This window comes from Leptospiraceae bacterium, from assembly GCA_016708435.1.
In the GTDB taxonomy this organism is placed as follows: Bacteria; Spirochaetota; Leptospiria; order Leptospirales; family Leptospiraceae; genus UBA2033.
In genome coordinates, this window is the sequence record JADJFV010000009.1 from 84776 (window position 1) to 108407 (window position 23632).

Annotated in this window: 20 protein-coding genes; 14 read left to right on the forward strand and 6 right to left on the reverse strand. The window is 37.0% G+C overall.

The features are described 5' to 3' along the window. Nucleotides 1–17: 17 nt before the first annotated feature. The 5 genes from IPH52_14735 to IPH52_14755 are packed head-to-tail and all read left to right on the forward strand — an operon-like array spanning nucleotide 18 to nucleotide 4091. A complete protein-coding gene (locus IPH52_14735) occupies nucleotides 18–965 on the forward strand; it encodes a paraslipin (protein MBK7056273.1) in 948 nt (315 codons plus the stop codon). Beyond that, a complete protein-coding gene (locus IPH52_14740; GenBank protein MBK7056274.1) occupies nucleotides 965–1888 on the forward strand; it encodes a paraslipin in 924 nt (307 codons plus the stop codon). The genes IPH52_14735 and IPH52_14740 overlap by 1 nt, the downstream gene beginning before the upstream one ends. A gap of 4 nt (nucleotides 1889–1892) precedes the next feature. Further along, nucleotides 1893–2684, forward strand: a complete 792-nt coding sequence (locus tag IPH52_14745; protein MBK7056275.1) for a hypothetical protein — start codon at nucleotides 1893–1895, stop codon at nucleotides 2682–2684. Nucleotides 2685–2686: 2 nt separating this feature from the next. After that, nucleotides 2687–3670 carry a 4-hydroxythreonine-4-phosphate dehydrogenase PdxA gene (gene pdxA, locus IPH52_14750; protein ID MBK7056276.1) on the forward strand — a complete coding sequence of 328 codons (984 nt, stop codon included), beginning with the start codon at nucleotides 2687–2689 and terminating at the stop codon, nucleotides 3668–3670. Continuing rightward, nucleotides 3657–4091 carry a hypothetical protein gene (locus tag IPH52_14755; protein MBK7056277.1) on the forward strand — a complete coding sequence of 145 codons (435 nt, stop codon included), beginning with the start codon at nucleotides 3657–3659 and terminating at the stop codon, nucleotides 4089–4091. The genes pdxA and IPH52_14755 overlap by 14 nt, the downstream gene beginning before the upstream one ends. 12 nt (nucleotides 4092–4103) lie before the next feature. Here the strand turns inward: IPH52_14755 and IPH52_14760 are convergent, their stop codons facing one another. Continuing rightward, nucleotides 4104–4268, reverse strand: a complete 165-nt coding sequence (locus tag IPH52_14760) for a hypothetical protein (GenBank protein ID MBK7056278.1) — start codon at nucleotides 4266–4268, stop codon at nucleotides 4104–4106. Between the two features lie 500 nt (nucleotides 4269–4768). Between IPH52_14760 and IPH52_14765 the strand changes: the two genes are divergently transcribed. The 4 genes from IPH52_14765 (at nucleotide 4769) to IPH52_14780 (ending at nucleotide 9846) form a co-directional block, all read left to right on the forward strand. Beyond that, the gene (locus IPH52_14765; GenBank protein MBK7056279.1) at nucleotides 4769–6598 is read left to right on the forward strand and encodes a DUF1566 domain-containing protein; all 1830 of its coding nucleotides are present in this window, start codon (nucleotides 4769–4771) and stop codon (nucleotides 6596–6598) included. 351 nt (nucleotides 6599–6949) lie between these two features. Next, nucleotides 6950–7519 carry a hypothetical protein gene (locus IPH52_14770; GenBank protein MBK7056280.1) on the forward strand — a complete coding sequence of 190 codons (570 nt, stop codon included), beginning with the start codon at nucleotides 6950–6952 and terminating at the stop codon, nucleotides 7517–7519. Then, nucleotides 7516–8175 (forward strand): hypothetical protein, encoded by a 660-nt coding sequence (locus IPH52_14775; GenBank protein MBK7056281.1) that lies wholly within the window; start codon nucleotides 7516–7518, stop codon nucleotides 8173–8175. The genes IPH52_14770 and IPH52_14775 overlap by 4 nt, the downstream gene beginning before the upstream one ends. Nucleotides 8176–8259: 84 nt before the next feature. Further along, a complete protein-coding gene (locus IPH52_14780) occupies nucleotides 8260–9846 on the forward strand; it encodes a hypothetical protein (protein ID MBK7056282.1) in 1587 nt (528 codons plus the stop codon). A gap of 184 nt (nucleotides 9847–10030) precedes the next feature. Here IPH52_14780 and mtaB read toward each other — a convergent pair whose 3' ends face one another. Genes mtaB through IPH52_14800 form a run of 4 tightly spaced genes read right to left on the reverse strand, consistent with a single transcriptional unit; the run spans nucleotide 10031 to nucleotide 15107 of the window. Further along, complete coding sequence (gene mtaB, locus IPH52_14785) at nucleotides 10031–11320, reverse strand: tRNA (N(6)-L-threonylcarbamoyladenosine(37)-C(2))-methylthiotransferase MtaB (protein ID MBK7056283.1); 1290 nt, start codon at nucleotides 11318–11320, stop codon at nucleotides 10031–10033. Then, nucleotides 11320–12075, reverse strand: a complete 756-nt coding sequence (locus IPH52_14790) for a hypothetical protein (protein MBK7056284.1) — start codon at nucleotides 12073–12075, stop codon at nucleotides 11320–11322. Before IPH52_14790 ends, mtaB begins: the two co-directional genes overlap by 1 nt. Before the next feature lie 57 nt (nucleotides 12076–12132). Further along, complete coding sequence (locus tag IPH52_14795) at nucleotides 12133–12567, reverse strand: hypothetical protein (GenBank protein MBK7056285.1); 435 nt, start codon at nucleotides 12565–12567, stop codon at nucleotides 12133–12135. Further along, on the reverse strand, nucleotides 12564–15107 hold the full coding sequence (locus IPH52_14800) for an ATP-dependent Clp protease ATP-binding subunit (GenBank protein MBK7056286.1): 2544 nt from the start codon (nucleotides 15105–15107) through the stop codon (nucleotides 12564–12566). The genes IPH52_14795 and IPH52_14800 overlap by 4 nt, the downstream gene beginning before the upstream one ends. 558 nt (nucleotides 15108–15665) lie before the next feature. Between IPH52_14800 and IPH52_14805 the strand changes: the two genes are divergently transcribed. Continuing rightward, nucleotides 15666–16139 carry a hypothetical protein gene (locus IPH52_14805; protein ID MBK7056287.1) on the forward strand — a complete coding sequence of 158 codons (474 nt, stop codon included), beginning with the start codon at nucleotides 15666–15668 and terminating at the stop codon, nucleotides 16137–16139. Nucleotides 16140–16245: 106 nt separating this feature from the next. Here IPH52_14805 and IPH52_14810 read toward each other — a convergent pair whose 3' ends face one another. Next, the gene (locus IPH52_14810; GenBank protein MBK7056288.1) at nucleotides 16246–16602 is read right to left on the reverse strand and encodes a hypothetical protein; all 357 of its coding nucleotides are present in this window, start codon (nucleotides 16600–16602) and stop codon (nucleotides 16246–16248) included. 1300 nt (nucleotides 16603–17902) lie between these two features. Here IPH52_14810 and IPH52_14815 point away from each other — a divergent pair. The 4 genes from IPH52_14815 (at nucleotide 17903) to cas8c (ending at nucleotide 23618) form a co-directional block, all read left to right on the forward strand. Continuing rightward, nucleotides 17903–18265: a type II toxin-antitoxin system HicB family antitoxin gene (locus tag IPH52_14815; protein MBK7056289.1), complete on the forward strand. Its 363-nt coding sequence runs from the start codon at nucleotides 17903–17905 to the stop codon at nucleotides 18263–18265. 162 nt (nucleotides 18266–18427) lie between these two features. Then, nucleotides 18428–20941 (forward strand): CRISPR-associated helicase Cas3', encoded by a 2514-nt coding sequence (gene cas3, locus IPH52_14820; GenBank protein ID MBK7056290.1) that lies wholly within the window; start codon nucleotides 18428–18430, stop codon nucleotides 20939–20941. A 20-nt stretch (nucleotides 20942–20961) separates the two neighbouring features. After that, a complete protein-coding gene (gene cas5c / locus IPH52_14825; protein ID MBK7056291.1) occupies nucleotides 20962–21699 on the forward strand; it encodes a type I-C CRISPR-associated protein Cas5 in 738 nt (245 codons plus the stop codon). Beyond that, nucleotides 21696–23618: a type I-C CRISPR-associated protein Cas8c/Csd1 gene (gene cas8c, locus IPH52_14830; protein MBK7056292.1), complete on the forward strand. Its 1923-nt coding sequence runs from the start codon at nucleotides 21696–21698 to the stop codon at nucleotides 23616–23618. The genes cas5c and cas8c overlap by 4 nt, the downstream gene beginning before the upstream one ends. The last annotated feature ends 14 nt before the right edge of the window (nucleotides 23619–23632 follow it).

Below are 23632 nucleotides of genomic sequence, written 5' to 3' on the forward strand. Positions count from 1 at the left end.
TTTAATTAGGAGATACAATGGGCGCGACTTTTACAGTAATTTTTATCATTGCGATTATCTTTGTCTATAAGACTTTCATAATCGTTCCAGAGCAATATGCTTATATCAAAGAGCGTTGGGGCAAATACCAGGATCCACCACTTAAACCGGGATTTCATTTTTTAATTCCTATCATGGATCGAATTCATTACGAGCATAGTTTGAAAGAGGTGGCGTATGACGTTCCCCCACAGGAATGTATCACCAAAGACAACGTCTCTGTAGAAGTAGATGGAATCTTATACATCAAGATTCTAGATCCCGCTAAAACTTCTTACGGAATCGACAACTACTTATTAGCCACAACTCAGCTTGCAAAGACCACTCTTCGTTCTGAAATAGGAAAGCTTAACCTCGATGATACTTTTTCAGAAAGAGAATCCATCAATCAAAACGTAGTCAGACAAGTAGACCATGCTACAGATGCGTGGGGAATCAAAGTTACCCGCTACGAAATTAAAAACATCACTCCACCAAAGCAAGTTCTTCATTCTATGGAGCAACAAATGCGTGCAGAAAGAGAAAAGCGCGCAGAGATCACTATCTCAGAAGGAGAAAAGGCAGCTCGTATTAACAGATCTCTCGGAGAAAGAAAAGAAGCAATCAATATCTCGGAAGGGGAAAAACAAAAGCGTATTAACGAAGCAGAAGGACGAGCAATTGAGATCGAAATGATTGCAACGGCTACCGCAACAGGAATTAAAGCAGTAGCTGAGGCGATTGCGAAAAAGGGCGGGGACGATGCAGTTGATTTGCAGATAACACAGGGTTACCTCGAATCCTTCGGTAAAATTTTAGTCAGTTCAAAAACCACTGTTCTTCCTTCTAATATGGCCAATATTGTAGGAGCCTTTGAAGGCTTATCAAAAGTAACCGGTTCTTTTCCAGGCGGAAAGACTATCGAAGTAAAGGGAGATAAAAAATAATGGATATTGTATTAATTGTATTTTGGATAGTTTTCTTTCTTTATATCGGTTTTAAATTCGTTCGTTCTGTTCGAATTGTCGCAGCACAGGAAGTGTTGATCGTAGAAAGACTTGGTCGATACTACGAAACACTCAATGCCGGACTTCATTTCTTAATTCCATTTGTGGATAAGGTTACTTATGCGCACACTCTCAAAGAGCAAGCCATTGAAGTGCAACCACAGATTTGTATCACAAAAGACAACGTGCAAGTAAAAGTGGACGGAGTGTTGTATCTACAAATTCTAGATGCACAAAAAGCAAGCTATGGTATCGAAGACTATCGATTTGCCGCTATTCAATTGGCTCAGACTACTATGCGTGCTGTGATTGGAACTCTCGAACTTGACAAAACATTTGAAGCTCGTGATTCAATCAATCATAGAATCGTAGAAGTAGTGGATAATGCAGCCGAGTCGTGGGGAATCCAAGTTAACCGCTACGAGATTCAAAACTTAAGTCCTCCTAAGACAGTTCTCGAAGCAATGGAAAAACAAAAGACTGCTGAGCTAAATAAGAAAGCTGAGATTTCTCTTTCGGAAGGCGATAGAGATGCAAAGATCAATCGTTCGGAAGGTTTAAAGCAAGAAGCTGTGAACAAGTCAGAAGGAGAAAAACAAAAACGAATCAATGAAGCAGAAGGTCGTGCGAAAGAAATTGAATCGATTGCAATTGCAACCTCAAAAGGGATCGAATCGGTAGCCGAAGCCATCAGTGCCTCAAAAGGCAAAGACGCTGTGAAACTCCAAATCGTGCAAAGCTTTATCAAGGAGTTTAGTCATCTCGCAAAACCAAATACAGAAATTATATTGCCAATGGATTTAACAAACATTGAGTCAATTACAAGTGCTGTTACAAAAATTATAGATTCCGAGAAAAGGTAAACAAATGGCTCTATCTGCTGATCAAATTGTAGAATTGCAAAAACTCCAGAGGCTCTTGAGTCTTCTGGATAGGACACTCACTGCAGCTAAAAATGATGAGCAGAAGAAAAGAGTCGCAAAAGATATTCAAAAATACAAAGCGAAGATTCTCGCTATTTCGCCTGACGGTATTCCGGATAATATCCATAATGCGGTGACAGCACCAAGGCAATCTTCATCCTCTACTAGTTCGACAGCAGATATTGTAAACCCAAATTCAAACATATTGTCAAACATTGCTATCATGAAAATATCTCCACACTCTCATGATGCGGAAATAAATCTCATTGCTACACTAATCAATGTAATGGAAACCGAATATGTTCCCGTCTTAGGAGACTCTCATACTAAGTTCGACTTTTCTCATGCCACAGAGCGAGACACAGTAATAAAGCACCTAGAAAACATTCGTCGCACGATGAAAGTTCTGACAGAGACTATTGAAGAGTATGCGCTCTCAGAAAAGCAAGACTTTAAAGAGCAATTAGGAAGAATGAAAAATAAACAGTCTAGAATTTTTATTTCCGAGGCGGGAGAATTGTTTAAAGCCTTTCGCGATTTTTTGGAAAAAGTAGAAGCAGATATGGAAACGGGTGGCGTAGTCGTGATGAATCTTGGAGAGAAAATTCATTTCAATTCTAGATTTGAACGGGCTACTTTATTGGAAGGAAAAGATGTTGGATATTGCTTACGCCAGTTTATGGAATTTACACGGGCTGCCATGGATAGCGTAAATATTCCTACATTTAAGAAATAAATTTGAAAAATATATTTATTACAGAGGGAGATCCCACTGGGATTTCTTATGAAATCTTTGACGAAACTCTTGACATATTAAAAAGGAAGTCCAAACAATTTCGTTTTATACTTATTTCGAGTCAAAATGAAATTAGCTCCAAGGCAGAAAAAGAATTTTTCTCTATCAATTCACGGGTTAGTATAGAATTGGCTCTCACAGATAAAGCAAATGCAAAAATCATATCATTCAAAAACACGATTCTAAATAAGAAAGAAGCGAAAGAGTTAAAACTTGGTAAGCCCTCTGTTTTAAGCGGTAAAGTATCCTTTGCCTCTCTTCAGACAGCAATAGAATTGCAAAAAAAATTTGGAGGGGATATTATCACTTTGCCTCTCAGTAAAGAGTGGGTAATTAAATCAGGTATCAAAGATTTCAAAGGACATACAGAAGTATTTGCCACTGAATATAAGAAAAAAACAGTGATGCTAATGTATGGAAATCATCTAAAAGTCATTCCTCTGACAACGCATATTCCACTCTACAAAGTTAGTTCCGAGCTAAAAAAAATCAACTTGCCAGCTATCGTTTCGGCAATCCAAAATTCTAAATTGATGCACTCTCCTAAGATTGCATTCTGTGGTCTAAACCCTCACGCAGGCGAGGATGGAAAAATTGGGCAAGAAGAAATAGAAACCATCAAACCTTATATAGCGGAAATGAAACGGTTGGGGCTTAACGTTGTCGGACCTATTCCAGCAGATTCTTTATTTATCCCTGAAATATCCAAGAACTTTGATTTGATATTGGCTTGCTACCACGATCAGGGACTCATTCCGTTTAAGTCAATGGAAGGCAAAAATGGCATCAATGTTACACTTGGACTTGATTTTCTAAGAGTATCTCCCGATCATGGAACTGCATTCGATATTGCAGGAAAAAAAATAGCAAATCCTGGAAGTTTAATTCAGTGCATTAAGGTATTGACTCGACATGGCATTCATTGATCAAATTACACTCCCTATATTTATACTTTGGATAATAGGTCTTATCCTCTCTTTTTTTAGAAGAGACTTAGATTTTTTATGGAAGGCTTTTTTTCTACTCATCTTTATGTTCTATGTCATCCAATTCCACGAAGAATTGTTCGCTGGATACTATCGCTTCAAATACAATTATGCAAAAGAAATTGTAAACTGGATTTACGGTATTGGTAAGGCTACTTACTATTTGCTGCTACTCACCTGGCCTCTCAGTCTAATCCGCATTTACTATAGCGCCGCGGGCTACTTGAGCGAAATCACCATTCGCCTTCAAGTCATTACAAATCTAGTCTATTGGTTTTCTTTTTATATCTACACTTTGTTCCAAGCTAAGATTGATAACTTTCTTATGAACACACTTGTGAACTTTTTACGATTTAATTAGACTTTAGAAGAATTACCACCGATAGAAGCGAAAACGATGAACACCGCTGGCTTTATTTATTATTTCGTTTTCTTTTAATTCTTTTTTCATATTTATTGCGATAATTTTTACTGCGAATTTAATTGCTAATAAAATCCAACAGGCTAATCCAATGTAGCCAATAACATAAATATACATATCATAAATATCCATTTAATTTCTCCAATTAAAAGATACTTTTTTATTGATGCAATATCAATGACATTATTTGCTTGCTTTTGTATGAATCTATTAGAAATGATTTAAACAAAGGAACTACCGTGCCAGACAATTACGACGATTACGATTTGTAGAATTAATTAAATTGCTACGCGAAAGAGACCGCAGACCACCCTTTGGACTTGTCTGAAAAATTTCCCCCGTTTCCTTCAAAAAATCTCCTGATGAAAGAAACGCAAACCGATTTTGTTTTAAGCTTTTAATTTGTGGGCTAGAAGGAGAAGGAATTATGGGAGAAGTTGAATGCAGATTACTAGTAAGAAAAGGTGCTAACAAAAAAAGCTTTACATTTTACTCAGTTTCGCATAGAAAACATGGGTAAGTAAAATTTAGTTGTCAAGTTGAGTTGTTGTATATCGGAGACTCAATCTATATTTGCTCTAAGCTCTCAATAGGATGGATTAGAACAGGAGAGAATCATGGAAGAAGTCGGATACAGAATAAGAAAAGGAAAACGTATTTCTAAAAGCATTTGTTTGGTTTTCTTGCTTTTATTCTTTTCCTCCTGTCGTCCCAATCTAGAACGATCCATTTTAGAACCACTTACTCTTTACAATGGACTACGTTGTAGAATTAATCCCAGCTCATGCCCACCCAATGGCAGTTTCACGTTAGGCGGAACCATCATTGGTCTTACTGCAACTGGGCTAATTCTATCTTCTGGAACGACTCCGCCCCAGACAGTTTCGCCTGCATCGGGTGCAACCAGTTTCCAGTTTACAAACCTTGTAGCGTCAGGATCAAACTACGCCGTTGTCGTAACTACACAACCAGCAGGACTGACCTGCACTGTTGCCAGCGGTAGTGGCACGATCACGGCAGCGGTCAATTCTGTAGCGGTCAGTTGTGTTCCAACTGGAACATTCACGGTAGGAGGCACCATCACCGGACTCACCGCAACTGGGCTAGTTCTATCTTCTGGAACAACTCCACCCCAGACAGTTTCACCCGCATTGGGTGCAACCAGTTTCCAGTTTACAAACGTTGTAGCCTCAGGCTCGGCTTATGCGGTTACTGTCTCCACACAACCAGCAGGACTCAACTGCACTGTTGCGAGCGGTAGCGGAACCATTTCGGCTAGCGTAACCAATATTGCGATTAATTGCACAGAGTCAACAATCGCAGCACCTATTTTTAGCCCAGTTCCTGGCCATTATTCCACGCCGCAAAACTTGTCTCTCAGCACGACAACACTGGGTGCTTCGATTTATCTTACAACGAACGGTTCAGATCCTACAACCGCTTCAATGCTCTATTCAGATACTGCGTTTATTTGGCAACAAGTGGGGGTTACGATTAAAGCAATTGCCGTTAAATCGGGTTTGCCTAATAGTCCGATTGCAACAGCCGAATATTCTTATTCTACATTAAAGACTGGGCAAACTGCTAGTTATGCGGCAAATGATGATGGAATTTTTCAGCAGGGAGTTGCTAGAAGCTATACAGATAATAATGACGGCACGATTTCCGATAACGCGACAAGTCTCGTCTGGCAAAAATGTTTAATTGGGCAAACTACTGCAAGCTGTATCGGCAGTGGTACGACTATGGATTGGGCAATAGCTCAGACAACTTGTTCTGGACTATCCACTGCAGGCAAATCATGGAGACTGCCTACTTATTTAGAATTGCAAACTCTAGGTAATTACGGTGCTAACAATCCGTCAATGAATAGTGCTTTTCCCAATGGGGCGTTTACTAACTGGACAATAACTCCTGTTACCACGAATGCAGCGAATGCCTACTCAATGAATTTCACGAATATGGTATCTACTAGCACACCTAAGAATGATAATACTTTACGTACCCGCTGTGTCAGTGGATCGAACCGAAACAGTATTGCAAATTTTGTAGACAACGGAAATGGAACCATTTTGGATAAGCTCACCGGACTTACTTGGCAAAAATGCTCTATTGGGCAGACTAATGATGCAACTTGTACCGGAGCAGGCACAGCAAGGAATAATTCTCAGGGTTTAACAGATTGCACCGGTCTTGCACTTGCAGGGAGAACTTGGAGACTCCCTAATATGAGTGAACTGTTCAGCGTCTTGGATACGAGCGTAACTGTTCAGCCACCTATTAATCTCACCTTTTTTCCGAATACTCCAGCCGGAGCTAATTATTGGACTTCGACCACAGTTCAAGGCACTGCCACAGACGGTTATCTTGTCTCGTTTAATAATGCAATCTCGACCACAAGCCTTAAAACTGGCAACAATCTAATTCGTTGTGTTTCGGGACCTTAGCCATGATTCAAAGTGGTATTTGAGTTTTCACTTTGTGGAATATAATAGGAGACATTTATGTGAGATGCAAAATTAGCCGACAGACGCTAGAAAGAAAAAGCCAAATAATTAGGTTAAGGTTGCTTATATAAACTAGGCATTAATAACTAACAGACAATCTAAAAATTTACTAGCCACTCGCGACTGAGTAGTCTTTACTTTTATTAAAGATCACTGATGTATAAAAATAGGAAAGGCTGCTTATAGAATTTCCCTGTTAAGAATCGCAGATTTACTGTTTCAGACTCTTACCATTCCCATCTCCATCTGTGTCTCTGCGCCTCGGTGGCAAAACACAGCTGAAAAGATGTTGTGAAACAATCTACTTCCTTGAACATTGTAAAGATGAAAAAACGATGGCGGTATTATATTGATAAAGAATTTCAAAACGAGTTTGTTTTTAAGTTTTCACTCATCATTATCTTAAATGCAGTTTTGACATCGGGACTCTTATGGTTAATCAAAGAGAAATCTTACAATCTATTGCCCGAGAATGCATCCGTGCTTGTGCAAGTGGATACAGAGAAGGGTGTTCCAATTTCTTTTCAAGAAGGAACACCGGTCATAGATGAAGACATGGGCATTTTATTTTTTCCTTTGAAGGTAAATGAGAATAAGCCACCAAAATTATACAACGCATTTGATCTCTATCTAATTCCTATACTTGCTACTAGTATTTTAAACCTAATCGTTATTAGCCTTTTTAGTGTTTTCTTTTCTCATAAGATGGCAGGACCTGTGAAGAGAATCAAGAATACATTGGAAGCCTATGCGAAGCATGCTCCTGTTCATCCGATTAAGCTAAGAAAGGGAGATTTCTTTCAAGATTTAGCAGAGTTAATCAACAAAGCCTTTCTTAGAAAAACGGATAAAGATGTATGAAAAAAGTATTTATCGGTATAATTCTATTAACCGCTGGTTTGGTAGCAGAGCCCAGTCTGGAAGAAATTCAAAGGATTCAAATTTCTGATCTTAAAAAGATTTCGCTTTGGATGAATGACAAAAAAACAAAGCCCAGGTTTAAAGTAATGATATTAGAAAAGCTGAATATACTATTACTCGATCACCCGGAAGAAGTCACAAAGCATAGCGATGAGTTATTAGATTTGTTTTCCAATGTTAAAAAAAATAATAAAGACGACGGCTCTTCGTATAATTTTTTACTGAGAAAGAAGGCTTGCTTATTCTTAAGTTATTTCAAAGGCACAGAGAAGGAAATAGAATCCTATGAAAGGCTACAGTCTACTATTTCTACTGAGGATAATGGAGAAGTAGCCGCTACTTGCATTGAAGTACTGAGTCTCTATGAAAACAAAAAAGAGGATACCCAGAAGGCATTGATTCGAATGCTTGATTCTTCCTTAAAAAAGAAATTTGTCAGTGACGACGATATTGAAATTGCGAATGCCATTATTGAAGTTTTAGGCAAATTCAAGAAAAAGCAGTCCTATTTAACTCTGCTTAAAGTATTGGATTCAAAGTATCCAACAGATATTAAAAATAAAGCCAAGAAAACGTTAGAAGGCTTACCACAGTAGTATTTTCTATTGCTTTTTTAGAAAAACAGTTTTATCCTGCTCTATAAGACCAAAGGATTTATTGATAAGGAGTTAATAAGAATTATGAAACCAAAAAGAAAGATAAATTTTGCTCTAGCGGCTGTTACTGTTTGCCTCATCTTCATGCAAACCGAAATAGTCTCTCAAAAAAAGCTTGAGATTGACAGTGCAGAAAAGGCGAGACGCAAAGACAAATTAATTAAACTGAATATAAAATCGTTTATTAATCGAACCAATGAAAAAGCATCGGAAGCCTCTAGAAAGGCTGATATTGAAGTTGGAAAAAAATTGGCTGTCTCTTACAGCACGGATCCAACAAAAGCAATGCACAAAGGAATTACTATAACTCGCTTCGAGAGCAAAGAAGAGGGGCGCTTTGGTGGAGATGTAATGGAATTTACCAAGAAAGCAACCTTTGGTCATATCAATGCAATCGTTCGCGTTGTCTCTGGTTATATCAACGGAATGTATCAATACAATCAGGAAGATTCCGAGTTGTTGGCTCTCTACGTGGTTTACTACAATCGCAAGCACAGAGGAGATTCTAGTTATGTAGATACTAACTTTTATGAGAATGATGTGATCATGAAAGATAGACTTGGTATTCCAGAAAAGTTTGAAGGCTGGAGTGGGCAGACGCAAATCTTAATTCCGATTGAAAAGAATTTGGTAAAAGGCGGTGGCTTTGACATTGCAACTTTTGAATTAGAAGATCAAGTCAATCCTGACATTGATGTTACCAACCAAAAGAAATTTGCGAAATTACAAACTAAGAAAATTAAATCCGAGAAAGAAGAGGTGCAGCAAAAATACGAAGAGGTTCTGAAAAAGGAAAAAGCTCTTCTCGGTCGTAAGAAAGCTCTCGAAGATAAGTTAGCCGAGCTCATGAAAGACCCTGAAAAAAACAAAGCAGAAATAGCAAAGATACAAGCTGAGCTAAAAAAAGTAGATAAGGAACTAGAAGCCGTTGCTATAGAAAAAAAAGAATTAGAAAACAAGTTAGAGCAAATAGCTCGCAGAGAAGAAATGCGCAAACTCGGTATTACCTCCGAGAAAGAATACTTAGCGTATCTAGCCAGCCAAAAGAAAAAAGAAATTCCTCCTGCTCCACCTAAAGATGCACAGGCAGAAAAAACAAAACCGATTGAAGTAGAAAAACCTAAACCAGTTGTAATAGAACAACCAGTGGTGATTGCGAATACTCCGCCAAAAGATTTGAATTTCTGGCAATCCTTTCATGTCGCAGAAGCAACCATTGCCGGTAAAGAGTCTTACCAAATTAAAGATGTTGGAATTCTTACGATTGGTTATGAGCTTCCTTTTAACCCGAGATCGGAACTACGTGTATACCTATTTGGCTCAGGTCCACTTCATTTAGTTAGAACTTCGGAAGGTATTAAAATAAACTCAGATAGTTCTCTTACTCTCTATGAAGGCAAACTATATGTCTTTGAAGATTTTCAAGGCAAGACCTATCTGACTCAATTGACTCCTCATTTGGAATTTGAACTCAGAAGCTCTGAGCCAATTGACCCTAATTCAACCGTCAGCTTCAGAGCGGATACTATCATTTTGACCAAACGTCAAATGACAGGCAATCCAAATGACGTAATGAATTTCACCCGAAAAGATTTGAACTTAGTGAAATAAGTGTTCCACTGTCACCTCGAACTGCCTCATCGTGAGAGGTCTATCAAGCTTAATACGAAAGGTTTTAAGTAAAATAGATTTCTCACGAAAATTCTGATTGTATGCTACGCAAACTATCGAGTATAGAGTTCGAAATGACAGTAAAAAATTCCTCTCTCCGTGTCTTTGTGCCTCAGTGGCAAATCTAAGCAACCGAGCCTAAGAAGTGACCTTCTTTTAGTTCGGTTGTTGGTTCGTGGTAAGAGTCCAGTCTTATGTTTAAGAATTGTCCTGTAGCAAAATGTTTTATATCAGTATCGAAGCGAACTTTTAAATAGTCGTCTGTCAAACAGGTTCCATCATTTTCGAGGATGCCTTCTCTGATTTTACCGAATCTAGCCATTCCAAAATTCTTATATCGTTCGCGAGAGAGTTCGTTTAGTTGTTTGACTCTTTCTTTTTTTTCTTCTTTGGGAACATCGTCTTTTAGAGTTTCGGCTAACGTTCCTTTTCTTGAGGAATAAGGAAAAGCGTGAATCTTGGCGATTTCTAAATCACTTGCGAGTTTCATTGAATCTTTAAAATCCGCTTCGGTCTCGCCCGGAAATCCAGTTATAATATCCGTTCCAATAAATAGATTTGGATTTTTTTCTTTTACGGTTGCAATTCTTTTGTGAAAGGTTTCGGCTGTGTAGCTACGCTTCATTAGTTTCAAAATCCTACTGCTTCCACTTTGCATAGGAACATGGAGGTAATTACAAAATCTAGGATGAAGAGTAATTTCTGCGAGTTCATGTCCTACGTCGGATGGCTCTATCGAAGAAAGTCTCAGCCGCGAATACTCAAGAGTATCTAGTATTCGTCGAAGCAGTGCATTGAAATTTTTAGTATTGGATTCATCTCTAAACCATCCGAGATTTACGCCGGTTAATATGATTTCGCCTACGCCGTTGTCCTGTAGAAATTTTACCTGGTCTAATACATCTTCTATTTTACGACTAACGCCTTTTCCTCTTGCCTGTGGAATTTTACAATAAGAGCAGGCACGGTTGCATCCATCTTGAATTTTTAAATAAGCGCGAGTATGGTTTTGTGGTAATACATCCGAATAAGAGAATCGATCAGTATGAACATTGGATTCAAGGATTGATCCTTTATGCTCTAAGATTAAATAGGGAAGCTTTGATTTCTCGGTATTACCCACAACTCCAGTGACGCCTGGAATTTTTTCGATGACTTCTTTGTCTGTTTCGGCATAACAGCCAGTAACCCAGATTTGAGAGCCAGGATTATTTTTGATAGCATTTCGTATGACGTTTCTATTCTTTGAGTCGGCTCTGTTGGTAACAGTGCAGGTGTTAATGACTACGATTTCAGGTTTTTCAGTTTCTTTGACAATCTTAATTCCGAGTTTAGAAAAGGAATTGGCAAGACCATCTGTTTCAAAAATATTTAGTCTACAACCTAAGGTGTGAAAGCTAACTGTATTTTCCATTAAAGAGCCGAAAAGGAATTGGTGATTCGTTTTTGATTTTCTAAGAATACATTGCTTGGGGAAGTAGAGACAGCAGAATCAATTTGGGATTTTGCAAGCTCTAAGTTAATCTTTGCCTTTGCTTTATCATTTACTTTTAGACTTTGGAAAGCCATTTGTTCGTAGATAAGAGCGAGGTTGTTTTTTAGATTTGCATTGTTCGGAGCAAGGGCAGATGCCCATTTCAAACTAATTTCCGCTTTTTCAAAATCGCGCTTCATGTAGTAGATATTGGATTCAAGGGCTAATGGTCTGTAGTCGTCGGGAAGAGTTTGTTTTAATTTTTCAATGATTTCTAAGGATACATCAATTCTTCCGAATTTTAATAAGAGGGCAACTTGTTGGAATTTGAACTTAGGCTCATGGGGGAACTTTTTAATTGCGTCTTCGCATAGTTCAAGTCCTTGCTTGTTGAGTTGCGCGGAGGAGTAGAGTTTGATGATGTCAATATAGGCGTTAGTATCTTCCGGTTTAAATTTAATAGCCGCTTGAAAATGATTCACAGCAGATTTCCATTCTTTGAGATTCCAGTAATTGAATGCGGCTAAGTAGTGTAATTCGTAACGGGGTTTTTCGACTTTGAATATTTCTCGAATAGTTTGGAGAGAATCTTGATAAGCCGCTGCCTTGTATTCAGCCAGCGCTCTTTCGTAATTCATTTCCTGTGATTGTAAAGCAGATAGAGTTAAAAATAATAGTAGTAGAAAAGATTTCATGGATTGTATGCCTTTTGTGACATGTTTTGAGATTTGGTTAAATAGGGAATGAATTTTTTATTTCAATTCTTCGACACCGATGGATTCGGTGAAGATTGTTTCTAATTCAGATTGAAATGGTTCCACTGGATCAATGAAGATTGATACAAGCTCATGCTGATTCATTAGAAATGTTTCAATATGCTCTTCTGATAAAAAGCTTTTTTCGCCTACAGTGATATAGGGCATTCCTTCTTCGGTAAACCCGGCTCTATAGTCATACGGAAATAGAAAATCTTGGAGGAGTAAAAAACCAGTTCCATAGTAAACACCTTCGCCATAATAATACTTGTATCGAATGGAAACTTCGGGCAATACGATGTTAGGTTCAATGACTCCAAGGCTAATCTTTTCTATGGAAGCTACGATTCGAGTTTTTCTCCACTCGAACCATAGCTTTCGAACCAGAAAGTAGGTCATGACTACTAAGACTGGAATTAAGAAATTGATCAATTCGTCTTGACCACTTCTTTAGCTTCCGCTGCCTTACTTGCTTCGAGGGCTTTCACTTCTAAGCCATAGTCTTCCCAGGATTGTTCATCAAAGGTAAATTTCTTTTCCTTTGCGTCTACCTTGATAATCGTTGGCATTTTGTAAGCACCGGATAAAAGCTGTGTTGCCATATAGTCTTCCAATTCTTTTTGGAAAATTCTTCTAAGTGGTCTAGCTCCAAACGCTGAGTCATAGCCAATCTCTGCCATGTATTCTTTTGCCTCTTGTGTCATGGAGATCATGATTTTTTTCTCAAAGAGTCTTTCGTTAAAATCCTTTAGCATGATGCTAACTATCTTAACGATTTCTTCTTGCTTGAGAGGTTGGAAGTAAATGACCTCGTCTACGCGGTTTAGGAATTCAGGGTTGAAGTATTTTTTTAGCTCGTCACGGGCTAATTCCGATTTGGCTTTGTCTTTGTCTCCATCGTAGTCCTCAAAACCAACGCGTCCCCCTTTTTGAATTTCTTTCGCTCCAATATTAGAAGTCATAATCAAGATGGTATCTCGGAAGTTTACTTTTCTTCCTTTGGTATCAGTTAGATTTCCTTCTTCCATAATTTGAAGTAAAATATTAAACAAATCATGATGCGCTTTTTCGATTTCATCTAGAAGAATAACAGAGTAGGGTTTGCGACGGACAAACTCTGTTAGCTGCCCACCATCATCATATCCTACGTATCCGGGAGGTGCTCCGATGAGTCTAGATACTGCATGTGGCTCCATGTATTCCGACATATCGATTCGGAGGATATGGTCTTCTTTTCCAAATAAGAAGATTGCAAGTGCTTTGGCTAATTCTGTTTTACCTACACCAGTAGGTCCCAGGAAAATGAAAGAGCCAGTAGGACGCTTCTCGTTTTTAAATCCTGTCCTAGAGCGTCTAACGGCTCTGGAGATAGTTTCGATTGCACCGTCTTGACCAACCACTCTTTCGCGTAGAGTCTTGTCCATGTTGACTAATTTTTCGTTCTCGGACTCTTCCATTTTTTCAAGTGGAATTCCAGTCCAGATGGAAACAACAGAGAGTATCTGATCTTCATCAATGGTGACAGCTTGAGTCTCAAGTCTTTCTTGCCAAGCGCGAATCATGTCTTCTACGATTTGCTTTTTGCGATTAACTTCGTCACGGATTCCGGCTGCTTTTTCGTATTCTTGTGAGCGAACTAGCTCTTCTTTTTTAGCGGATAATACGCGTATTTCTTCTTCTGCTTCTTTGATACTATCAGGTCTTCCACAATTCGCGAGGCGAGCCTTTGAGCCAGCTTCGTCAATGATGTCAATTGCTTTGTCTGGGAGATATCGGTCATTGATATAACGGTGAGAAAGCTTAACTGCTTGCTCGAGAGCTTTTGCAGTGTAGCGAACTTTGTGGTGAGATTCGTAAGCTTTTTTGAGACCGTCAAGAATCTTGATGGCATCGTCTACAGAAGGCTCTGCTACTTTGACAGTTTGGAAACGTCTTTCTAAAGCAGAGTCTTTTTCAATGTATTTGCGATACTCAGTGTTTGTAGTTGCGCCAATGCATTGTAATTCTCCACGGGCGAGTGCAGGCTTAAGAATATTAGCCGCATCCACTGCACCTTCTGCAGCCCCTGCACCGATGAGAGTATGTAATTCATCGATGAAAATAATGATGCTAGTAGAGGAGGTGATTTCTTTCATGATTTTCTTTAAACGCTCTTCGAATTCACCGCGATACTTAGTGCCTGCGATTAATCCTGCGAGGTCTAGAGAAAGAACACGCTTGTCGTATAATAATTCGGGAACTGTTTTGTCGATGATGGCAATGGCTAATCCTTCTACGATGGCAGTTTTACCAACTCCTGATTCTCCGATGAGAACGGGGTTGTTTTTTGTTTTGCGGGAGAGAATTTGGATTACGCGCTCGATTTCTTTTGCACGACCGATGACTGGGTCTAGCTTTTTGTCGCGGGCTAATTGGGTTAAGTCTCTGGCAAATTCATCGAGGATTGGAGTTTTGCTTTTTTCTCCTCCTCGTTGTTGTTGCTGTCCGGATTGTTGACCTGGTTGTTGTTGACCTGAGCTTACTCCGACTGTTCCGACAGGAGGAACTCCGAGAAGTCTAAGGATTTCGCTTTTGATTACGTTATAATTGACACCGAAAGTAGAGAGAACGGCAGAGGCGATGTTGTTGTTGTCTCGAAGGAGAGCGAGTAGAATATGCTCGGTTCCAACATAGTTGTGCTTCATGCGTTTGGCTTCTTCTTTGGAAGATTCTACGATTCGTTGGTAACGATCCTGGCTAGTAGGTAAATCTAAAAGTAGGTTGTCTTCTCTAGATTTTTTTTCGACTTCGCGCTTGAGTTCGTTTAGATTGATATTTAGGTTAATGAGAATCTTGACTGCTACAGAGTCTTCTTCTCGCAGAAGTCCGAGAAATATATGCTCAGGACCTACGAAATCATGACCCATTCGCTTGGCTTCTTCGCCGGCCATCTCATTGATTACTCTTTTTGCCCTCTTTGTAAATTCTACCATATTTGATCCTTTTAGTAAGATTGCTCTTCAGACTTGTACAATTTAACATATGTTTCATGAGAAAATTAGCAAGAAATAATTTCATAAACAGGGAAATTATTTAATGTGAAACATTTATAGTTACAATTGCAGTCTTTTTATTAGACAGGGGAAAAGGAAAATGGTTAATTATTAATGGTTAATGGTTAATTATTAATGGTTAATTTTGAATGAAGAGGGGTTCGCTGCAAATTACCTAACGGAAACCGATAAACGAGTCTAAATGAATAAAGGAAGTGGATGGATAATAAGTGCAATTCTTGAACCCTGAAAATCTTGAAATCACACATGGCATAAAGGAAACTGAACATTATCAAGAGTTGTTGACATCGATTCGGTCTAATGGCATTCTGGAACCGATTAAATATGTGGCACGAAAAGAAATTGCCCAAAAGGGGGGGGGAAAACAAAAAAAAAAATGCCATATTTCTTAGGATTGCCAGTAGTTCCTGTTGAGCAGGTATTTCTGCCATTTAGTAACTACCATACCGTCGAAGATTTAATTTATCAGGATATACGATGACTACAGTATTTTTAGATCTGGAAAAAACACTAATTCATTCATGGGAAGATCCCGTCCTCATAAACGAAAATATCATAAGAAATAAATTGGATTTGCTAAACCCTGATACAATTGGAATTTACTCCTTTGCAATTTACGATGATAAAGACAGAACGGTTTTCACAAATTCCATCAAACAGGAAATTGAAAGTTCTCTTCATATAAAAATAGAATCTAGTTTTGTTTTTACTGTTAGTGAAATAGCAGAAACAGTTTTAAATAAAAAATCTCCAGATATTCAAAGCTTTATACAAGAGTATGGAAAACAGAAATCGTTTGAGCAATTCATTCATCAAAAATTTCAATCTGGAAATTTCACGCTAATTGATGATTTGGTTGAAAACCTTGATCTTTATGAGAATCAGATTCTAAGTATTCATTTTTTAAATCCATTCTTAAAAATAAGCGCCAAATCAAAAGAGAAGAAATAGATATTACCACGAAGAGCGCGAAGGTCACGAAGTTTGAATTGCTTTGCCGCTTTTAACAATGGCTTCGTGCCCTTCAATCGCTTCGTGGTAAAAATCTATTGAATCGCTAAGCTGTGGCAGGTTGCGGTTCGTCTTTCTTCTTGCGCTTTTTGGTGATTTTGATCGAAGAGATCAAGCCTTTGAGTTCAGGCTCGTCTTTGGAACGAGCGAAAAGGTAGCCTTTCACGTTTCGAAATGTGACGGATAGATTCTCCCGTCTGGTTTTGAGTTGCTCTTTGGAATCAAGAATCTCTTGTTCCTTTTTTCGTATCTCCTCAGCCTGAATTCGGATGTTTTCGATGTCCGCTAAAATAGACTCGCCCGTAACCCCGTCGAGCGCAATCTTTCGCTCTTTCAGGATTGTTCCTAAGTTTGCTGCTTTATCCTCCAATTCTTTGGAAAGGATTTTTCTGTGATTTGCCATACTGACAATTCTCCGTAATAAAATATAACTAACTCTATCCGCGGATTTCATTAGCTACTTATAACTTTAGACGGTATGCGAGTAGTAGAAGTGACATATTATTTAAAAAAATGAAATTTTTTTACATCTATGCAATATTTTACTATATAAATAGGGATATTAACAGATTAATTACACGTAAATATTTAGAAAAATAAGGTAAGACGAAGTTATGCGCTTAAATAATGAGGCTAATGAATAACATAACGATGGTTTTAGAAAGTATTACAATGAGTTCAGTTAGATACAACGATGGTCTTAGAACACATTACGATGAGTTCAGTTAGATATAAAGATGGTCATTGTAAGCATTACGATGAGTTCAATTGGATTCAACGATGGTCTTAGAACACATTACGATGAGTTCAGTTAGATATAAAGATGGTCATTGTAAGCATTACGATAAGCTTGATTAGAATAACGACGGGCATTGTAAGTATTACGATGAGTTCAGTTAGATACAACGATGGTCATTGTAAGCATTACGATAAGCTTGATTAGAATAACGATGGGCTTTGTAAGTATTACGATGAGTTCAGTTAGATTCAACGATGGGCTTTGTAAGTATTACGATGAGTTCAGTTAGATTCAACGATGGGCTTTGTAAGTATTACGATGAGTTCAGTTAGATTCAACGATGGGCTTTGTATGCATTACGATGAGTTCAATTAGATCAACGACAGGCTTTGTATGCATTACGATAAGCTTGGTAATTCTACTTTCCATTCACAACATAGCGAGGGAAGTTTTTTAACACAAAGGACACAAGGGTTTTCACAAAGGGCACGAAGGCTTGACTGTTTCTTTGTATGCCTTTCTCTATGTTCTTCTTTTTTTGGGTTCGATTTAGCTTTTTTTCCATTTCCTATCTATTTTGTCCGTTCCTCCTCTTATTATGGTAAATATAAGCAGAAATTAGGGAGTTTTTAGACAGGATTCACAAGATTAACAGGATGATTGCATTAAGCAGCACTATTGCTATCGGCTATAGAGTTTTTAATTGTTTTGTCTCTGGTTGTGTTTTTAATTTGACTCGGAATTTAGGCTATTGTTTCCTTGGTTAATGGTTAATGGTTAATGGTTAATGGTTAATGGTTAATGGTTAATGGTTAATGGTTAATGGTTAATGGTTAATGGTTAATGGTTAATGGTTAATGCGGAATTAGGAATGGGTTTTAATTATGAATTTTGAATTTTTAATTATGAATGTAGGGGTTGAAAACTTTCAACCTGCTTCTGAAAGGAAGTGAGAGAAATAAATATGAACCTATATTTAATTTTAATGAAGGAAGGAATCGACTCCTTTGGTGCATATACGCCAGATATTGAAGGCTGTATCGCCATTGCCAAAACCGAGAAAGATGTTATAACACTTATTCGAGAGAAAGTGCAATTAAAATTAGATTCTCTACTTCAAAGCGGAAAACAATTACCATCGCCCTCTACTTCTTTCACCGCCCCGCATAAAACAGAAGAAGAACTAAATGAGATGTTTTTATCCATTGACCCTAACTGGAAACCTAAACCTCGCAAGTTTGGAGTAATCTATTTTATTCCCTCTGATGAAGAAGATCGCGAGATTAAAGAATTTCTTCGAGAAATAGAGGAAGAACGGAGAGGATAATGGTGAATTGTGAATGGTTAACGAGGAATGGGTTTTAATGTTTAATTTTGACTTTTTAATTTTGAATGTAGGGGTTGAATACTTTCAACCCGTTTTACGGCAGGGTTTTGTGTTGGGGGAGTTAGAGGATGAGTGAGTTTTTAGCGCATGTGAGGAGAAAGAATGAATAAGAAATATAATCTAGATGATTATTTTGCTATAGCGCATGTGCGGAAAAATAATAGCAAACAATACCTATATGAACATCTCCATGGAGTTGGAGATAAAACATACGGCTTTGCCAATAAAATTGGTCTAGGTGATTATGGTAAGTTAATTGGAGTATTACATGACATTGGCAAGTTTTCGGATGAATTCCAAAATTATTTAAAATCCGCAGTAGGTATAATTAATCAGGATGAGGATGATTATGTTAATTCAAAAGGAATGAAGGGAAAAATAGATCATTCTACAGCAGGGGCACAATTTGTTTTCCAAGCTTTCGCTGATAAAGGACCAGAGGGAAAGTTAATTGGACAAATTTTGGCTTTGTGTATTGCGTCGCATCATTCTGGATTAATTGATTGTCTTTCACCGGAGGGGGAGAATTTATTTTTACGAAGAATGAGTAAAGCAGATTCAAAAACTCATTTGAATGAAGTATTAGGAAAAAAAGATAATGGTATTTTTAATGAAGTAAATACAATATTATCCTCTCCGACAATTTTATACGATTTAAAAACCATTTTAATAAATGTGCATGACAAAGAAGAGAATTCTAGAACTACAACTTTTTTTAAACAAGGATTATTAATTAGAATGCTATTTAGTTGTCTAATTGATGCAGACCGTCTGGACACAGCAGACTTTGAAAATCCAATTTCCGCAAAGTTACGAAATAACAGTAATTATAAACCTTGGAATGAATTGATTAGAAAATTAGAAGGCAGACTTCTAGAATTCAAAGTTAGAAATCAAGTAGATAAGGTTAGAAATGAAATATCAAATCATTGTAAATCATTTTCTGAAAAAGAGAGAGGTATATTTACATTAACCGTTCCTACTGGTGGCGGAAAAACATTGGCAAGTTTACGTTTCGCGCTTCATCATGCGGAAAAGCATCAAATGGATAGAATTTTTTATATAATTCCATTTACGTCAATCATCGATCAAAATGCAGAAGAACTAAGAAAATTCATGGAAAACAAAAAGAGCGACGATTCTTATACAACAGATATAATTCTAGAACATCATTCGAATTTAAGCGAAGATGAAGCGACATGGAAACAAAAGATTCTTTCAGAAAATTGGGATTCTCCAATAATATTTACGACGAATGTGCAATTTCTAGAAACTCTCTTTGACTCAGGAACGCGTGGAGCGCGAAGAATGCACCAATTTGCAAATTCTATAATAATTTTCGATGAAGTACAGGCATTACCTATTAGATGTATTCATATGTTCAATAACGCTATTAATTTTTTAGTAAAGAATTGTGGAGCAACCGTTGTGTTAAGTTCTGCAACTCAGCCTATTTTACATAAAGTATCAAAGCAACTTGGTGCATTGAAAGTATTTGCGGATAACGAGATGATGCCTGATAAACAAAATCTATTTAAAGAATTAAAAAGAGTCGAAGTCATTGACCAACGTAAAACAGGTGGTTGGTCTTATGAAGAAATTTCTGATCTAGCAAAAAAAGAATTAAATAGACAGCTTTCTGAAAATAAAAATTTAGGAAGTGTTCTTTTAATCGTAAATACAAAAAAAAGTGCACGGATTCTTTACGATTTAATTTCAATCTCAAAACAATGTGAGATATATCACCTTAGCACAAGTATGTGTCCTACGCATAGATTGAAAGTCTTGAATGAAATTCGAAAGAGTTTAGATGTAAATAATCCAAAACCAATTATTTGTATTAGTACTCAATTAATAGAAGCTGGTGTCGATGTTGATTTTGGTTCCGTGATTCGATTTACTGCCGGACTTGATTCCATTGCACAAGCCGCAGGAAGATGCAACAGAAATGGTCTTAGAGAAATCGGATTAGTTTACATCGTAAATCCAAGTGAAGAAAATATTGATAAATTAAAAGATATTAAAGTTGGAAAAGAAATTGCAGATCGCGTTTTAGATGAATATAAAAATGATCCAATAATCTTTGATAATGATATATTAAGTCCCAAAACGATTGAAAGATATTTTCAATATTATTTTTTTGATAGGGCATCCGAAATGAAATATCCTGTCAATTCAAAAAGTATAGTTGGTCGAGATGATAGCCTATTAGAGTTATTATCTGAAAATTTCTTTTCTGCTGACGAATATAAACGTATCAATAAGGAATCTCCTGAAATATATTTTAGACAATCGTTCATGACAGCGGCTAAGGCATTTAAGGCGATAGATTCTCCGACACAAGGAATTATAGTTCCTTATGGAGAAATCGGAAAAAAACTTATACTTGAATTCTGTTCTGCAGAAGAAATTGAAAAACAATATAAATTACTTCGAGAAGCACAAAGATATTCAGTGAATGTTTTTTCAACTGATTTTAAAAAACTAAAAGACAAAAAGGCAATTTATGAAGTTCAAGAAGGAACAGGGATTTATTATTTATTAGAAGAATATTATAGCGATAAATTCGGATTAAGCACAGAGCGGGTAACGCTACCTACAGTAAATATAGCATAAAAAGGAAAAATTAGACAATGATGGAAAATAAAATTAATTTTAAGGTATATGGTAAGTTTGCGCTTTTCACTGACCCGCTTACTAGAGTTGGAGGTGAAAAATGTAGTTATCATCTCCCAACATACGAAGCATTAAAAGGCGTGCTAAGTTCTGTTTATTGGAAACCAACTTTCATTTGGTATATTGATAAAGTGAGAGTTATGAATAGAATCAAAACTCAATCGAAATCTATTAAGCCTGTTAATTTTGCAGGAATTTATCCTAGCAAAAAAAGCCCTGATACTATGAAAGAAAAATCATTTCACGATCTATCCATTTATAGCTATTTAGCGGATGTTGAATATCAGGTCGAGGCTCATTTTGAATGGAATCTAAAACGAGAAGATATGAAAAATGATAGAATTGATGGAAAACATTTTGAAGTCGCGAAACGAATGATTGAAAGAGGTGGAAGAAGAGATATTTTTTTAGGAACAAGAGAATGTCAGGCTTATGTTGAACCTTGTAAATTTGGAGATGGAAAGAGTCATTTTGATGAAAGCGAAGAAATTGCTTATGGACTCATGTTTCATGGGTTTGATTATCCAGATGAACTTGGAGTCAATGAACTTCATGCAAGATTTTGGTGGTCAAAAATGAACAACGGTTATGTTGAATTCCCTAGACCTGAAAAATGTGAGATTAGAAAAAAAGTTAAGAGTATGGCGGCTAATCCTCCGAAATCGATTGGCTTAGATGAGGAGGGTTTAATAGAATGAGTTGGATTCAAAAATTATACGATACGTATGAACAATGCCAAACTAGTGTAGGCGATCCAAATGATAGCAAGCCTTTGCTACCTATTTGTCATACAACACAAAAAGCCCAATTACAAATTATTTTAGATTCAGAAGGAAAATTCGTAAATGCGTTAGTAGTTCCTAAAAAAGAATCTCGTACTATCATTCCTTGCACTGAACTCTCCATGGGAAGAGCAAACGGAGAAGCCCCGTATCCACTCTGCGATAAATTACAATATGTCGCAAAAGATTACTTAGAATATGGAGGTGATAAAAAACATTACCATTCTAGTTACAAAGAATTACTTTCGAAGTGGGTTAACTCTAAGTATGCGAATGAATATATTCAAGCGGTTTATCAGTATATATCTAAAGGAACCGTTATTGGGGATTTAGTTAATGCAAAAATATTGTACACGGATAATAAAGATAAGCTCATAAAAAAATGGTCTGGTGAACAAAAAGAAAAACCTGAATTATTTACCCTATTTCAAAATGAAGCATGGCAAGCGGAAGCCTTTGTAAGATGGGAAGTTCGATTATTGAAAGGCAATCCAGAAACAAAAGTATGGTTAAATAAAAAAATATGGGAAAGTTGGATTAACTATTATAAATCAACAAAATCAAATCAGTCATTATGTTATGTTTCCGGAAAAATTGATTTTAGTGCAGATAGACATCCATCAAAAATTCGAAATGATGGAGATTCTGCTCGGTTAATTTCATCCAATGATGACAGTGGATTTACTTTTCTTGGTAGATTTTCAAATTCAAGCCAAGCTTTCAACCTAAGTTTTGAAGTTACGCAAAAAGCACATAATGCGCTACAATGGCTAATTAATAAGCAAGGTTACATTAATGGAGATGGAAATCAAGTCTTTGTTGCGTGGGCAGTTTCAGGCAAACAAATTCCAGATCCGTATTCAGATACTCTCGGTTTGTTTCCTGATGAAGAGATGAATACTGAAAGTATTTCTGCGGCAAACACAGCTCAAGTATTTGCCACAAATTTTAATAAGTTAATGGCAGGGTATACTGTTAAACTAGGAGTAACAGAAAGTATAAATGTTATTGGTTTGGATTCTGCATCACCAGGACGATTAGCAATAATATTTTATCGAGAATTAACCGGTTCAGAATTTCTGGAAAGAATTCAAACATGGCACTCTTCATCTGCCTGGATACAAAATTATGGACAAGATTTTAAAACAAAAAAGCAGATTAGATTTATAGGGGCACCATCTCCCAAAGATATTGCTTTAATAGTTTATGGGATGCTTAAAGAGGGTGAAGGCAAATCGAAAGTAATTAAAGCGACTATTGAAAGAATTATACCCTGTATCATTGATGGAAACAAAATTCCATTCGATATTGTTCAATCCTGCGTGCGAAGAGTTAGCAATCGCATTTCGTTTGAAGAGATTTGGCAATGGGATAAAGCACTTGGAATTACATGTTCTATTTTTAAAAATTTTTATAGAGAGAGAGGATACAAAATGAGTCTTGAAAAAGATCGAAACACGCGGGATTATTTATATGGTCGTTTACTAGCGATAGCTGATCGAATAGAAGGATTGGCTTTATACAAAGCTGGAGAAAAAAGAGAAACAAGTGCAGCAAGATTAATGCAGCGTTTTTCAGAACAACCATTTGAAACTTGGAAAAATATCGAATTATCATTGTCCCCATATAAAGCTAGATTAGGCGGAGCTAACTTTTTTCAGAATCAAATCGATGAAATCATGGGGTTGTTCAATTCAAATGATTATCTAAATAATAACAGATTATCTGGTGAGTTTTTATTAGGGTATCATTGCCAACGGAAAGAGTTAAATACTTATAAGGTAGATGATTCAAATACTGATGATGCACAAGTCAGTGAGAATAGTAATTCATAAAAAAAATAGGAGAG